Below are 14,015 nucleotides of genomic sequence, written 5' to 3' on the forward strand. Positions count from 1 at the left end.
GAACGGATTCAGCCAATCTGCCAATGGGGCTCTAATGACGCCGGTTTCCTCCTACTTTCCTGCACTCCTGAAACTCGCCGATCTTGCCAGCCAGAAAGTCATGGCCATTTACCAGACGGATTTCGAGGTTGATCACAAGGCCGATGAGTCGCCTGTGACTTCGGCTGATCTGGCGTCTCACCATATTATCGTAAACGGACTGGCTGAACTGGCAGGTGATATTCCGGTGTTGTCGGAAGAATCCGCCAATGCGCCCTGGGACGAGCGTAAAGGCTGGCACCGGTTCTGGCTGGTCGATCCGATTGATGGCACCAAGGATTTTGTCAGTCGCACGGGTGAGTTTACGGTTAATATCGCACTGATCGAAAACGGGGTGCCGATACTGGGCGTGGTCACAGCGCCTGCATTGGGTGAAGCATTCTGGGGCGTGCTGGGTAAGGGCGCCTGGAAGCGTGATAGCCGGGGTCAGACCCGGCCTATCCAGGTGGCTGTGCCGCCGGATCAGAAAAGGGTGATGGCAAGTAAGAGTCATCTTAATGAGGATACCCGCAAGTTTATCGATGCGCTGGGGAGTCACCGGCTAATGCAGGCGGGCAGTTCACTGAAGTTCTGTCGTATTGCTGAAGGCGCAGCGGATATCTACCCGCGGCTGGGACCAACCAGCGAATGGGACACCGGTGCCGCTCAGGCGGTGCTGGCGGCAGCCGGTGGCAAGGTGTGCCAGCTTGATGGCAGCCCACTACTCTACGGCAAGCAGGATGTGCTGAACCCCCACTTCGTGGCTTCCGGTGACTGGTACACGCCTTAGAGCGCAGCCACTGACCTTTCGCTATCAGATACAGGCTTCAAACAAAGCGCGGGTATTTTCTGGGGTCATCTTGATCGGGTTGCCGCCTGCGCTTGGGTCTTCCAGTGCCATTTTGGTCATCTCGTCAATCCGGTCTGTTCCCACGCCCATATCCCGAAGCCGCTCGGGTACTTTGAGCGTTTCCCGCAATGTCATGATGAAACGGGTAAAGCCGTCGAACCCGCCGGCAATGCCGAGGTAATGGGTAATGTCGATCACCCGGTTTTCGATGGCGGGGTGGTTCATCTTGATGACAGAGGGCAGAACGACTGCGTTGGTCATGCCGTGATGGGTGTTGTAAATCGCGCCGACCGAATGGGAGACCGCATGGGTAGCCCCCAACCCCTTCTGGAAGGCGACGGCTCCCATAGCGGCGGCGACCAGCATGTTGCCCCGGGCTTCAATATCACCGGCATCCTCGTAGACTCGTGGCAGGTTTTCCTTCACCAGGCGCATGCCCTCCAGCGCAATGCCCTGACTCATGGGATGGAAGTGAGGTGAGCAGAAGGCCTCGAAACAATGAATAAATGCATCCATACCCGTGCCAGCGGTGATGAACGGTGGCATGCCGACAGTGAGTTCCGGATCTGAAATCACGATCGCCGGGAGAATTTTGGGATGAAAAATAATCTTCTTCACATGGGTCTGACTGTTCACTATCACGCTGGCCCGCCCAACCTCTGAGCCGGTTCCGGCCGTTGTCGGCACAGCGATGATGGGCGCGATAGCATCGGCATTGGCCCGGGTCCACCAGTCACCGATATCCTCGAAGTCCCACACTGGCCGGGTCTGACCTGCCATAAATGCCAGTAGTTTGCCAAGGTCGAGTCCGGAACCGCCGCCGAAGGCGATCACTCCGTCGTGGCCGCCGTCGCGATAGACTTTCAGGCCGGCTTCCATATTGATTTCAGTGGGGTTGGGGTCCACCTCCGAAAACATGGCGCGGCCCAGTCCGGCGCGTTCCATCAGATCAAGCGTTCTCTGGGTGATCGGCAGACTTGCAAGCCCGCTATCCGTCACCAACAAGGGCTTTTTAATACCAGCTGCCGCGCAGCATTCACCAATTTCAGCGATCCGACCCGCGCCGAAACGCATGGCGGTGGGGTAAGACCAGTTTGCGGTAACAGTCATTATCAGCCCCTTTTGAGATAGAAGGATTTGGGTCGGGTCAGGTTGTGGTAGCCAATCACTGACAGCCCGCCACCGCGGCCGGTATTTTTACAACCGGTCCAGCACAGTGCCGGGTCCAGATAGTCGCAGCGGTTCATAAATACCGTGCCGGTTTCAATCTGGTTGGCAATACGCTCAGCGCGGTCGATGTCCTGTGTCCACAGCGATGCGGTCAGGCCAAATTCGCTGTCGTTCATCAGGGCAATGGCTTCGTCGTCGTTTTTGACTTTCATGATGCCCACTACCGGCCCGAAGGATTCTTCCCGCATCACGCGCATGGAGTGATCGACATCCACAAGAATCTGGGGCATCAGGTAGGCGCCGCCCTGATCGGGAAAGAGCGATGGGTCGATCAGGGCCTTCGCGCCAGCCGCCACTGCCTCTGCGGTCTGTTCGCGAACCAGATCCGCAAACCGGGTGTGGGCCATCGGTCCGAGCGTGGTCTGTTCATCCAGCGGATTGCCCAACTTGTAGGCACTGACAATCGCAACGGCTTTTTCGACAAAGGCATCAAACAGGCTTTCGGCGACATAGATGCGCTCAATCCCGCAGCAGCATTGGCCGGAGTTGAACATGGCACCGTCGATCAACGTATCCACCGCCGCATCCAGATCGGCATCCTCCATGACATAGCCGGGGTCTTTGCCGCCAAGCTCCAGTCCGAGACCGGTGAAGGTGCCCGCAGCGGCCACCTCCATTGCCTGGCCACCACCCACTGAACCGGTGAAGTTGACGAAGCCAAAGGCCTTGTCGGCGATCAGGGCAGAGGTGGTGTCGTGGGACAGGAACACATTCTGGAATATCGCCTCCGGCACTCCGGCCGCATGAAATGCACTGGCAATATGTTCCCCTACCAGCGGTGTTTGCGATGCGTGCTTGAGGAACACGGCGTTGCCGGCGATGAGGGCCGGTACCACGGTGTTGATCGCCGTCATGTAAGGGTAGTTCCAGGGCGCGACAACCAGCACAACGCCGTGAGGTTCCCGCTTGATGTAGCGGCGAAACGCCTCGTTATTTTCGATTTCGATGGGCGCCAGTCCTTCTTCTGCAAGATCAGCCATCATGCTGGCGCGTTCATTCACACCGCCAAATTCGCCGCCATAGCGCACCGGTCGCCCCATTTGCCAGGCCAGCTTTTCAACGATGTCGGTATTCATCTCACCGAGGCGGGCGATACCGTCGCGCACCCGTGCAATCCGTTCTTCCAGTGGCAGGGCCGCCCAGGCCGGTTGCGCCGCTTTAGCGGCAGAAACCGCAACGGTTGCGGCCTCAAGAGACAGGGTGGGGCGCTCGACATAAACCGAGCCGTCGATGGGCGATAGGCATTGAATCGTTGCACTCATAAAACTGTCCTGCTCCTTTTGGTAGGGTGACTGCGCCGGCGTATCCTCAGGCCTGTTCAAATCCCCGTTTGACTTCGTAATCGGTGACTACTCGGTCGAAATCTTCCTGTTCCCACTCGGCTGCGCGGACGTAATGATCAATGACATCATCCCCCATGGCTTCGCGCAGCATGGTGGAGTGACGCAGCGCTTCGGTTGCGGCGCGCAGCGTGGCAGGAATGCTGCGTTCTGATTCAGCACCATAAGCATTGCCGGAGAATTCGGGTTCGAGTTTCAACTTGCCTTCAACGCCCGCGATGGTCGCTGCAATCTGTGAGGCCAGCGCCAGATACGGGTTGAGATCTGAGCCTCCAATGCGGCACTCGACTCTTACAGCTTCGGAGTCCGGTGCGACAACCCGGTAGCCCGCCGTGCGGTTGTCCACCGACCAGACGGTGCTGGTGGGGGCAAAGGTACCCGCTGCAAAACGTTTGTAGGAATTGATATAGGGCGCAAGAAAGAGCGTGGTCTCGTTGGCGTGCTTCAGCAGCCCGGCCAGCGCATGCTCCATTGTTTCGGACATGCCGTGGGTGCCGTTTGGATCGTAGAACACCGATTTGCCGTCTTTGTCTGACAGGGACTGGTGGATATGGCTGGAAGAGCCGGCGGCGTTGTGGCTCCACTTGGCCATAAACGTGACGCTGCGGCCGTGTTGCCAGGCGATTTCCTTAACCGAGTTTTTGACCAGCACGTGGGTGTCGGCCATGTTCAGCGGATCGGAGTAGTGGATGTTCAGTTCGGCCTGGCCGGCATCCGCTTCGCCCTTGCTGCTTTCGACATCTATGCCTGCGTCGAAGAGCCCGTTGCGGATTGGCCGCATGACATCTTCCTCCCGGGTGGTCTGGAAAATGTGGTAATCCTCGTTGTACGGACTGACGGGTGTCATCTGGTGATACTGGCGCTTCTGCATATCTTCGAAGGTTTCGCGGAAGATGAAAAACTCCAGTTCGGTAGCCGTGGTCATCTGCAGACCCATGGCCGATAGACGTTCAAGCTGTTTTTTCAGGACGGCGCGGGGCGAGTGAGGCACGGGCTCGTGGGTCACGTGATCGATCAGGTCGCACAGTACAAATGCCGTGCCTTCCAGCCAGGGCAACTTACGCAGGGTGGTTAGATCCGGCTTCATCACATAGTCGCCGTAGCCGGCAGACCAGCTGGTGGACGCGTAGTCCTCAACGGTGGTCATTTCGAGGTCGGTCGCCACCAGGTATTTGCAGCAGTGGGATTCTTCCCATGCGGTGTCGATAAAATACTGCGCCTGGAAACGCTTGCCCATGAGGCGCCCCTGCATATCCGGGATCGCGCCGACGACCGTATCAATCGTGCCGTCTTCGACGCACTTCTTCAGTTCTCTAAAGGACAGTTGAGCTGCCATCTCACGGCTCCGGAAAGTCTGTTGTTCTGGAAGTACAGATTCAGGGCGTTCAGGGGCGTATCAGACCCATGGCCATCGCCCCTGAACGCGACAGGTTTGCACAGCAAATCAGGTGTAACGATAAGGCCTCCCCGCCTTCTCCATTTTTGCGTTGTACTCTTTGAGGATTTTCACCACCTTCGCCTTGGTTTCCGACTCCTTTGCGATTTCATCCCAGAAGGTGTGGGCCGCCTTCTCGACTTCCGCCCACTCAGCATCCGGGATGGTGGTCAGCTTCATCTTGCTGCCGTCAGTACGCAGCTTGGCTTCGCCGCCCCAGTACCACCACTGCCGGTAGTAGTGTGAACTGTCCATTGTCAGCTTGAGCAGTTCTTTCAGGTGATCGGGCAGTTCGTTGTATCGGTCCATGTTGGCGAAGAACGAGCCTGCCCAGGCGCCGGAAATGTTGTTGGTGAGGAAGTAGTTGGTGACATCCGCCCAGCCGACCGTGTAGTCCTCGGTGATGCCGGACCAGGCGATGCCGTCGAGCTCACCGGTCTGAACCGCGACTTCAATGTCTTCCCAAGGCAACTGCACCGGCACCACGCCGAACTGGCTCATGAACCGGCCCGCCGTGGGGAAGGTGAACACGCGCTTGCCTTTGAGATCCGCCAGGCTGTTGATCGGTTCCTTGGTGGCAAAATGGCAGGGATCCCAGGCACCGGCAGACAGGTGTTTTACGCCGACTTTGGAATACTCCTGGTCCCAGATTTCGTTGAGCCCGTACTGGTTGAACAGCACTGGTACATCCAGTGAGTAGCGGCTGGCAAAGGGGAAGTAGCCGCCGAAAACGGTTACTTCGGTGGGGGATGCCATGGAGTCATCATCAGACTGCACCGCATCGATGGTGCCTTTCTGCATCGCCCGGAAGAGTTCGCCGGTGGGGACCAGTTGATCGGCAAAATAGAGCTCGATCTGCATCTCGTTTCCGGCGATGCGGTTGAAGCTGTCGATCGCAGGTTTGATGACATGCTCGGCGAGCGCCGGCCCGGCGTAGGTTTGCAATCGCCATCGTATTTTGGGTTGCTGGGCATAGAGTTTGGGGGGAGTAAGCGCGGCTGCGCCCGCCATAGCGGCTGCGGATGCTAGGAACTTACGTCTTGTGGTCATGGTGCTCTCCTTGACTGACGCTTGTTATGGAAGCGGGGTTGCTTCCGGGGTGTTGCTCAACACTCGTTCTCGACCGAAAGGGCGCTTGCCCGCTCACTCGTTTTATAACGCTTGCTCCAATCCGTTCGTCGTTTACTTGTTATAGACGGTTTCCGGCAACCAGAGTGCGATCTGGGGAAACGCCATAATCAACGCCAGTGCGACCAGCATGACGCAGACAAACGGGAAGATAGAGCCATAGATGTCGCGCAGGCTGATCTCGGGTGGTGCCATGGCGCGCATCAGAAACAGGTTGTAGCCAAACGGAGGGGTCATATAGGCGATCTGCGTGGTGATGGTGTACAGAATGCCGTACCAGACCAGGTCGAACCCCAGTGCGCCGACTAGCGGCACATAGAGCGGTGCGACGATCACCAGCATGGCGGTGTCGTCCAGAAAGGTGCCCATCAGCAGGAATGAGAGCTGCATCAGGATCAGAATCATCCAGGGGTTGAGGCCGAGCTGCTCGGTAAACAGGGTTTCGATTGCCTTGACCGCACCCAATCCATCAAACACTGCGCCGAAGCCCAAGGCAGCGAGAATGATCCACATGAACATGCAGGAAATCGCCAGGGTCTGGCGTACCGAAACTTCAAACACCTTGCGATTCATCCGGCGCTTGATGATCGCCGCCACGAAGGCCGCCATGGCGCCAATCGCCGAACTCTCCACCAGGCTGGTCCAGCCTTTGACGAAGGGCACCATCATGGTGGCAAATATCACGATCGGCAGAATTCCGGCCCGCAGCAGGCGCAGTTTTTCGCCGAGGCTCACCTGACGCTCTTCTTCTGGTAAAACCGGCCCCAGCTCTGGCTGCATACGACAGCGCACTGCGATATAGATAATGAACATCGCCGCCATAATCAGTCCCGGCACAACGCCTGCAAGCCAGAGCTGGCCGACCGGTTGCCGTGCGATCATGGCATAGAGCACCAGTACTACCGACGGTGGCACCAGTATGCCCAGTGACGAGCCGGCCTGTATGACGCCGGTCACCATGCGCTTGTCGTAGCCCCGCCGCAGGAGCTCGGGCAGGGCGATGGTCGCGCCAATCGCCATGCCGGCGACGGACAATCCGTTCATCGCCGACACCAGCACCATCAAACCGATGGTGCCAATGGCGAGCCCTCCGTGTACCGGCCCCATCCAGACATGGAACATTTTGTACAGATCATCGGCGATCTTGGATTCCGACAGCACATAACCCATGAAGATGAACATCGGCAGGGTCAGTAGCGGATACCAGTTCATCAATTTCATCGCAGACGAGAAGGGGATGTCGGAGCCCCCCGTGCCCCACAGAGCCAATGCCGCAGCGGCGGCCACAGCGCCGATCGCGCCGAAGACGCGCTGGCCGGTCATCAGCATCAGCATCATGGAGGCAAACATGAAAATGGCGATGAGATCGTAAGACATCAGACGTCTTCTCCCCGAATGCGTGCAATGTCCTTGAACAGTTCAGACACCGCCTGCAACAACATGAGCGCGAAGCCGACGCACATCACCATCTTGATCGGCCACATATACGGGCGCCACGCAGACGGGCTGCGCTCGCCATACTGAAGTGAATAGCTGGTGCTGTCCCAGGCGCCATAGAGCAGCACGCCGAGATAGAAAACCAGCACCAGCACGGTAAACACATCAAACCAGGCTTTTTTGCGAACGGACCAGTCGCCATAGAACAGGTCCATCCGCACATTGGAGCCGAGCTGAATCGAGTAGGGCCCACCCAGGATGTAATAGGCCACCATGGCAAACTGGGCGGCTTCCAGGGTCCATAGCGATGGCAGGAAGAACGTTTTTGAGATGGATGACCACAGCAGAATGCCGACCATGATGAAAATGCCGTACATCACAAACCGGCCGATGCGGTAGTTCACTGCGTCCACAAAGCGAATATACCCGCTGACGAAAGGCGACATCATCCGACCTCGTTCAATGCGTGAGTGAGCCAACCCGATAACATCACAGCCATAGCCTGCTGTTGGTGTTCCGAGGTGATCAAATCATTGCGGATCTCGATCATCACATTCATAAAGGCATTTTCTATGCCATGGCGCAGTAAGGTATGGGTGACGCCATCAGTGGGGCTATAGGGTTGATTACGGTGAACCAATAAAGGGGTGTGGCGGTCTGCCGTGCGCAATAATGAGTCAGCCAGCCGGGTGTCACTGTCGTGCAAAATGCCAATTTGGGTGCTGCGCTGATGGCCGCGGTAGACCGGGGTAAAGCTATGGATGGTGACAATCACCACGGGCAATCCGGTAGCCGCTGCCTGGGATAATGCCGTCACCACACGCTGTTCAAATGGCCTGTAGTAGTGATCAATGCGGTACTGGCGATCGCGATCTGTCAGCTTCTGGTTACCGGGGATGCGGTGGATTTCGCTCTGCTGCGGCATGGCATCCGGCGCGTCCGGTGGGCGGTTGCAGTCATAAACCAGGCGGGAGGTTTTACAGTCGACCAGTGTCGCGCTTGCCATGTCAGCAATATGCCGCGCGACGCCCAGGGCACCCGGATCCCAGGCGATATGGCTGAGTTGTTGCTCGTGACTGAGACCGAGCGAATGGAATTCGTCCGGAATGTGATTTGACGCATGCTCGCAAACCAGAACCACAGCGTGGCCTTGCAGGCAGGTAACCTCACTGTCCGCATGCTGGATGTCTGGTTCGGTCAGGGTAACCGGATCGGTACCACTACTCTGAACACTCACTCGAGCCTGTCCTTCCTGGCGACTGCTTAAAAGGGTGCCTCGACAGTGTTCGGGATCAAGCTAAGTTCCCGGTGCCTGTCATGACGCACCTCAATCAGTGGGTATCAATCCATTGTGTGGATGATTAAACTCGGTCGTTTTTTGATCGCACTTTTCCAAGCTAGGACACCATGGCAGATCTGTCACTTTTTCAGTATGTGTTAATTGGGCTCATTTTTGTCTGGAGCGGCTTTGTCCGCTCAGGGCTGGGGTTTGGCGGCGCGGTGTTGTCTTTGCCGTTTCTGTTGCTGGTGGTCAATGACCCGCTGATATTCCTGCCGCTGATCGCGGTGCATCTGCTGGTGTTCTCGTCACTGACGATTGTGGTGAATAACCGGGGACCGAAAGCGGCCAGCCGACCGGAGGGGGGCACCGTCGACTGGCCTTACCTGTGGCGCATTCTGGGTATCATGATTGTGCCCAAGCTGATTGGCGTTTTCGGCCTGCTGACGCTGCCCGCCAATATCATGAGCGCGATCATCTTCGGCATCGTGTCGCTCTATGCGGTGTCCTATATTCTGAATCGGCCCTTTCGCAGTAACAGCAAAGTGGTGGATACGATCTTCCTGATGCTGGGCGGGTACATCAGCGGCACCTCCCTTATTGGCGCGCCGCTGATCATTGCCGTTGTGGCCCAGCATCTGCCGAAAGAAAAACTGAGGGACACGCTGTTTGCGCTCTGGTTCATTCTGGTCACAATCAAGATGGCGGCGTTTATCTATGCCGATGTGGATCTGCAGTTGATCCACCACCTGTGGCTGCTGCCCTGTGCAGCGATCGGACACATCATTGGCTTGCGGTTCCACGAGAAAATGTTGACAGCAGAAACGCCGGTGTTCTTCCGGTTACTGGGTTGTGTGCTCTTGCTGATCAGTTGTGTCGGGCTCTGGAAGGGGCTGGCCTGAGTTTTCGGCCGCCACCTGGAATCGGCATACTTTAGTCTAAGGCCAGATATCTCCGGTTGAATCTGCGCAACCCGGACCCGATTGTGATTGATAGCGTTTTTACATATCCCCCTTCACATTAAGGAGTTCCCATGCAGATTGATCTGAACGGAAAAACCGCAATTGTGACAGGTTCAACCAAGGGTATCGGGCTTGCGACCGCGCAGGGACTGGCCGCTGCCGGGGCCACCGTGATCGTCAATGGTCGGAAACAGGCCGATGTTGATGCTGCTGTTGCTGAGGTAAAGGCCAGTGTGCCTGATGCCGAGGTTCGGGGTGTGGCGGCAGATCTCGGCGCTTCATCCGGCTGCGAAGCGCTGCTTAAGGCAGAGCCGGGATGCGATATTCTGGTCAATAATGTGGGCATTTTCGGCCCGCAGGACTTTTTTGATATTCCCGACGACGAATGGCAGCGGTTCTTCGATATTAATGTGATGTCGGGGGTTCGTCTTTCCCGTGCCTATCTTCCCGATATGGAAAAGGCCGGCTGGGGCCGGGTGATTTTTCTGTCTTCCGAATCCGGTCTCAACATTCCTGCTGACATGATCCATTACGGGTTTACCAAGACGGCTGTGCTCGGGATTTCCCGCGGACTGGCCAAGCGCATGGCCGGTACCGGCGTGACCGTCAACGCCGTGTTGCCAGGGCCGACGTTAAGCGAGGGAGTCGAAGGCATGCTGAAAGACGATGCCGACAAACGCGGCGTTTCGATCGAACAGGCAGGCAAAGACTTTGTGATGGCGCAGCGGCCCTCATCTATAATTCAGCGTGCGGCCAGAGTAGAGGAGGTCGCCAACATGATTGTGTACGCCTGCTCCAAACAGTCGTCGGCTACCACTGGCGCAGCCTTGAGGGTCGATGGTGGTGTCGTTGACTCGATTGCATAATCGGAGAATCACTTGTTCAGTCTGATCGTTTTCGGTGTCGCTATTGTGGTGTTGGCCGTCACCGTTTTGGCACGGGTACCTGTGCATGACTGGTGGGTCCGTGCCTGTGAATTTCCTCGTGTGCAGATTGCGGCGCTGGCCCTGCTGGTGCTGGTCTGCTCGGTTTGGAGTGAGGCGCCCTGGCAAATACCCTCAGCGCTGATCGGGCTGGGTGTGCTGCTCTGGCAATGCTGGCGCATAGCGCCTTATACGCGTTTGTGGCCCCTTCAGGTTCAGGCGTCGGAACCGGGGCAGGAAGAGCGCTGTATCACATTGCTGATTTCCAATGTGTTAACCCCCAATCGCGACGCACCCGCGTTGATCGCGCATATCAAACAGCATCAGCCGGACGTCGTGCTGACACTGGAAAGTGATGACTGGTGGCAGCAGCAGTTGGACGAAGCGCTGGCGGAAGACTGGCCTCATGCCGTGCGCATACCGCTCGATAACCTTTACGGCATGCACCTCTATTCGCGGCTTGAGCTCGAAGAAACGGAAGTCAGCTGGCTGATTCAGGATGATATTCCCTCAATCCATACCTGGCTCAGACTGAAAAACGGCGAGCGGGTAAAGTTTCACGCCCTGCATCCCAGACCCCCTGCGCCGAGTGAAAGCGAGGAGTCCCTCTGGCGGGATGCTGAGCTGTTGCTGGTCGGGAAGGAAATTCATAAAGATGGCGAACCCACTATGGTTGCGGGCGACCTCAACGATGTGGCCTGGTCACGTACGACCCGCCAGTTCTGTCGAGTCAGTGGCATGCTGGACCCTCGTCGGGGCCGCGGAATGTTCAGTACTTTCCATGCTCACCACTGGTTTATGCGCTGGCCGCTTGATCACATTTTTGTCAGCGAACACTTCACGCTGAGTCATATGGAACGCCTGGCCGATGTGGGGTCAGATCATTTTCCGATTCTGGCGACGTTGTGTTTCAGGCCGTCTCGAGCTGAAGAGCACGAGAATCCTCAAGCTGATGCCGAGGAATGGGCCGATGCCACTGAGACCATTCGTGAAGGTAAAGAAAACACCCAGTCCGACTGACGCTTTCCCGTGGCTTTCAGCCGGCAACGACTCCGGGCGCTTTTGGACCTGAGGCTGTCGGAGTCTTGTTGTTGATCCAGGCCTTCACCTGATCGCGGAAGCGCTTCTCGATGTGGATATAGGTGTAGCGGGATACTGCGATAGTGATCGCCAGTGCCAGCGCATTGATAAACAGGGATTTAACGCCCATCGCGGCATCGATATCCACCTTCAGAACATACTCGAACACGTTGTGAAAGCCCGCCAACACCAACCCGTGTACCAGATAGACCGAGTAGGACCAGATTCCCAGGTTTCGCAAAGCTGATGTTTCAAGCAGGCGCCCGAGAATGCCGCTGGTAGAGAACGAAAATACCACCAACACACCCGCAAAACTCATCAGTGACAGGGCGGAGAAGAACTCGTCGACTTTGACCAGACTAACGGCTGTGATCAGGAAAGCCACTGAGACCACTTCCAATACACTCATTGCCGCAGCTGACTCAAAAGGTCGCCGGTCGAGCCCCAGCCTGAACAGAAATACCCCCAGATAGAACGAGCCCAGACAGCGAAAGAAACCATAGTCGTAGCTGTAATCGATGTCGGGCCTGTCAAGACTGAAGATAAAGGCATAGCAGGTGAGGGATATGATGGCGGGGATATAGAGATTCCGGGAGCGATCGAATGTCACCGTAATCGCGTAAAACGCCACATAGGCAAAAAGCTCGACGCTGATGCTCCAGCTCGGGAAGTTCCAACTGACATAATCGTGCAGCCCCATTCCGTGAATCAGGAGAAGGTTGGATACAAAGGACGCCAGGTTGGCCTTCTCTGAAGGGTCGCTGCCGCCGAAACCGGCGTTGTACAGGTACTGCTTGACCAGAATATAGGGCACCCATGCCAACAGCATGAACAGGTGGAGCGGATAGATACGGCCGAGTCGCAGGGCGATGTAACGCCAGAACGGCATATCGCGGCCAACGCGATCGCCGTAGGCAAGAGCCATCACAAAGCCCGAAAGGATGAAAAAGAAGTCGACAAACAGGTAGCTATTGCCAACGAAAGCAACAGAGCGGTCGCCGAAACTGAAGCTGGAGTGGTAAAGCACCACCAGCAGTGCGGCTACCCCGCGCAAAGATTCAAGTTTACCGTACATCGTCAATCCACTCCCTGGACATGTCGTCTGACAACATATGGAGTAACAATAGCAGAACGCCGGGCTGACATTGTGAACGCGCGTTCATGGTGCCTCTGCGCGGTGCATTGCCCCGTGTTGCTCCAACTGGATGCGATTACTGGCCTCGGATGAGATACCTGAAGTCTTCACGCAAATGCTGTGCCTTGAATGGCTGTGCGCAACTATCCGGACCGATGAGAGCGAGTTGCAAATGATTCTGATTACGGTAGAGTGAGCCTACTCCTAATTCTGCGGTTAATTGCACCTCACGATGCCATCACCTGCCACCGAAACGTCACTGAATCGTATCGAAGACGCCTTGTGTTTCATTCACGGGCATCTGGATGAGTCCCTATCGGTGGTTGCGCTGGCGGCCCGCGCAGGCTGGTCTCGCTGGCAGTTTCAACGTGTCTTTGCGGCTCACACCGGTTTGTCGGTTGCGCAATACGTGCGGGAACTGCGACTCAGCCGGGCAGCCGAGCTATTACTGGCAAGTGATCAACGGCAACTGGATATTGCGTTGACATGCGGGTTTGATTCGGAAATCAGCTTCAGCCGCAGTTTTCGCCAGATGTTCGGCTGCACGCCCGGGTTCTATCGGCGACGGGGGCAGTGGGTGAGCATGCGCATGCCGATTACCTTCGATGAGTTGCCACTGCCACCGGCGGAATTGACTCCTCGTATGTTGCAGATCCGGCTGGAGTCCCGCCCGGCCTTCGAGGTTGTCGGTTTATGTGATCAAGTGAACGGACTCTTCTCGTCGGCACCGGATTTCTCTACCAAGGTGCCCGCTTTGTGGCAGCAGTTATTGGCTAAAGGCATTCAGCCTTCGGCGTCGCCGTTAATTGGTGTGCTCGATGTGAGTCAGGCAATGGATAGCGGCGCGAGCTTTCCGTATTGGGCAGCGCTGGAATCTGATCAGCTGACATCTGCGGAGCGCGTCGGTTTGCGCAGCCTCACCGTGCCGGCCCAGCAGTATGCGGTGATCCCGTTTCAAGGGCCGCTTGCAGCGCTTGAGAAAACCCTGGAGTGGTTTATCCATCACTGGTTGCCAGCCTCCGGATACCGGGGTCGCTATGGTTTTGACCTGGAAATCTACCCGCCTTCTACGGGCGCCTCCCGTTTGCAAGGGGCTCCTACTCGAATGGAGTACTGGGTGCCTGTTGAGCCCTCTCCCTGTCAGTCCGCTCGGTTAAACCTGTCCGTCTAGTCCTTTTTTAGCCTTGGCTTGGTGCCT

At 56.9% G+C, this 14,015-nt stretch carries 13 protein-coding genes; 5 read left to right on the forward strand and 8 right to left on the reverse strand.

Going from position 1 to position 14,015, the window contains the following annotated elements:
- Positions 1–34: 34 nt before the first annotated feature.
- Positions 35–808, forward strand: a complete 774-nt coding sequence (gene cysQ, locus ACUN9X_RS07615; protein ID WP_260036155.1) for a 3'(2'),5'-bisphosphate nucleotidase CysQ — start codon at positions 35–37, stop codon at positions 806–808.
- A gap of 24 nt (positions 809–832) precedes the next feature.
- Here cysQ and ACUN9X_RS07620 read toward each other — a convergent pair whose 3' ends face one another.
- The 7 genes from ACUN9X_RS07620 to ACUN9X_RS07650 all read right to left on the reverse strand — a co-directional run bounded on the left by ACUN9X_RS07620 (position 833) and on the right by ACUN9X_RS07650 (position 8,675).
- On the reverse strand, positions 833–1,978 hold the full coding sequence (locus ACUN9X_RS07620; protein ID WP_445472688.1) for an iron-containing alcohol dehydrogenase: 1,146 nt from the start codon (positions 1,976–1,978) through the stop codon (positions 833–835).
- 2 nt (positions 1,979–1,980) lie between these two features.
- The gene (locus ACUN9X_RS07625; protein WP_445472689.1) at positions 1,981–3,360 is read right to left on the reverse strand and encodes an aldehyde dehydrogenase family protein; all 1,380 of its coding nucleotides are present in this window, start codon (positions 3,358–3,360) and stop codon (positions 1,981–1,983) included.
- A gap of 46 nt (positions 3,361–3,406) precedes the next feature.
- Complete coding sequence (locus ACUN9X_RS07630) at positions 3,407–4,774, reverse strand: glutamine synthetase family protein (RefSeq protein ID WP_445472690.1); 1,368 nt, start codon at positions 4,772–4,774, stop codon at positions 3,407–3,409.
- 108 nt (positions 4,775–4,882) lie between these two features.
- On the reverse strand, positions 4,883–5,923 hold the full coding sequence (locus ACUN9X_RS07635) for a TRAP transporter substrate-binding protein (RefSeq protein WP_260036149.1): 1,041 nt from the start codon (positions 5,921–5,923) through the stop codon (positions 4,883–4,885).
- 132 nt (positions 5,924–6,055) lie between these two features.
- Positions 6,056–7,378 carry a TRAP transporter large permease gene (locus ACUN9X_RS07640; protein WP_260036148.1) on the reverse strand — a complete coding sequence of 441 codons (1,323 nt, stop codon included), beginning with the start codon at positions 7,376–7,378 and terminating at the stop codon, positions 6,056–6,058.
- Positions 7,378–7,887: a TRAP transporter small permease subunit gene (locus ACUN9X_RS07645; protein WP_445472691.1), complete on the reverse strand. Its 510-nt coding sequence runs from the start codon at positions 7,885–7,887 to the stop codon at positions 7,378–7,380. Before ACUN9X_RS07645 ends, ACUN9X_RS07640 begins: the two co-directional genes overlap by 1 nt.
- Entirely contained in the window at positions 7,884–8,675 is a 792-nt protein-coding gene (locus ACUN9X_RS07650; RefSeq protein WP_445472692.1) for an N-formylglutamate amidohydrolase, read from the reverse strand. Before ACUN9X_RS07650 ends, ACUN9X_RS07645 begins: the two co-directional genes overlap by 4 nt.
- 170 nt (positions 8,676–8,845) lie before the next feature.
- On the opposite strand from ACUN9X_RS07650, the gene ACUN9X_RS07655 reads away from it, so the two are divergent.
- The 3 genes from ACUN9X_RS07655 to ACUN9X_RS07665 all read left to right on the forward strand — a co-directional run bounded on the left by ACUN9X_RS07655 (position 8,846) and on the right by ACUN9X_RS07665 (position 11,622).
- The gene (locus tag ACUN9X_RS07655; RefSeq protein WP_260036146.1) at positions 8,846–9,619 is read left to right on the forward strand and encodes a sulfite exporter TauE/SafE family protein; all 774 of its coding nucleotides are present in this window, start codon (positions 8,846–8,848) and stop codon (positions 9,617–9,619) included.
- Between the two features lie 131 nt (positions 9,620–9,750).
- Positions 9,751–10,545, forward strand: a complete 795-nt coding sequence (locus tag ACUN9X_RS07660) for an SDR family NAD(P)-dependent oxidoreductase (protein WP_445472693.1) — start codon at positions 9,751–9,753, stop codon at positions 10,543–10,545.
- A gap of 12 nt (positions 10,546–10,557) precedes the next feature.
- The gene (locus ACUN9X_RS07665; protein ID WP_445472694.1) at positions 10,558–11,622 is read left to right on the forward strand and encodes an endonuclease/exonuclease/phosphatase family protein; all 1,065 of its coding nucleotides are present in this window, start codon (positions 10,558–10,560) and stop codon (positions 11,620–11,622) included.
- Between the two features lie 16 nt (positions 11,623–11,638).
- On the opposite strand, the gene ACUN9X_RS07670 is transcribed toward ACUN9X_RS07665, so the two are convergent.
- Positions 11,639–12,757 carry an acyltransferase family protein gene (locus ACUN9X_RS07670; protein ID WP_445472695.1) on the reverse strand — a complete coding sequence of 373 codons (1,119 nt, stop codon included), beginning with the start codon at positions 12,755–12,757 and terminating at the stop codon, positions 11,639–11,641.
- Between the two features lie 292 nt (positions 12,758–13,049).
- Here ACUN9X_RS07670 and ACUN9X_RS07675 point away from each other — a divergent pair, with 292 nt between their 5' ends.
- Positions 13,050–13,988: a helix-turn-helix domain-containing protein gene (locus tag ACUN9X_RS07675; protein ID WP_445472696.1), complete on the forward strand. Its 939-nt coding sequence runs from the start codon at positions 13,050–13,052 to the stop codon at positions 13,986–13,988.
- The last annotated feature ends 27 nt before the right edge of the window (positions 13,989–14,015 follow it).

The sequence above is a fragment of the Marinobacter sp. V032 genome (assembly GCF_052645435.1).

What these genes read in the sequence shown, in the direction of transcription:
- cysQ (WP_260036155.1), top strand. Translation starts at nt 35, where the DNA reads ATGACGCCGGTTTCCTCCTACTTTCCTGCACTCCTGAAACTCGCCGAT.
- ACUN9X_RS07620 (WP_445472688.1), bottom strand. Translation starts at nt 1,978, where the DNA reads ATGACTGTTACCGCAAACTGGTCTTACCCCACCGCCATGCGTTTCGGC.
- ACUN9X_RS07625 (WP_445472689.1), bottom strand. Translation starts at nt 3,360, where the DNA reads ATGAGTGCAACGATTCAATGCCTATCGCCCATCGACGGCTCGGTTTAT.
- ACUN9X_RS07630 (WP_445472690.1), bottom strand. Translation starts at nt 4,774, where the DNA reads ATGGCAGCTCAACTGTCCTTTAGAGAACTGAAGAAGTGCGTCGAAGAC.
- ACUN9X_RS07635 (WP_260036149.1), bottom strand. Translation starts at nt 5,923, where the DNA reads ATGACCACAAGACGTAAGTTCCTAGCATCCGCAGCCGCTATGGCGGGC.
- ACUN9X_RS07640 (WP_260036148.1), bottom strand. Translation starts at nt 7,378, where the DNA reads ATGTCTTACGATCTCATCGCCATTTTCATGTTTGCCTCCATGATGCTG.
- ACUN9X_RS07645 (WP_445472691.1), bottom strand. Translation starts at nt 7,887, where the DNA reads ATGATGTCGCCTTTCGTCAGCGGGTATATTCGCTTTGTGGACGCAGTG.
- ACUN9X_RS07655 (WP_260036146.1), top strand. Translation starts at nt 8,846, where the DNA reads ATGGCAGATCTGTCACTTTTTCAGTATGTGTTAATTGGGCTCATTTTT.
- ACUN9X_RS07660 (WP_445472693.1), top strand. Translation starts at nt 9,751, where the DNA reads ATGCAGATTGATCTGAACGGAAAAACCGCAATTGTGACAGGTTCAACC.
- ACUN9X_RS07670 (WP_445472695.1), bottom strand. Translation starts at nt 12,757, where the DNA reads ATGTACGGTAAACTTGAATCTTTGCGCGGGGTAGCCGCACTGCTGGTG.
- ACUN9X_RS07675 (WP_445472696.1), top strand. Translation starts at nt 13,050, where the DNA reads ATGCCATCACCTGCCACCGAAACGTCACTGAATCGTATCGAAGACGCC.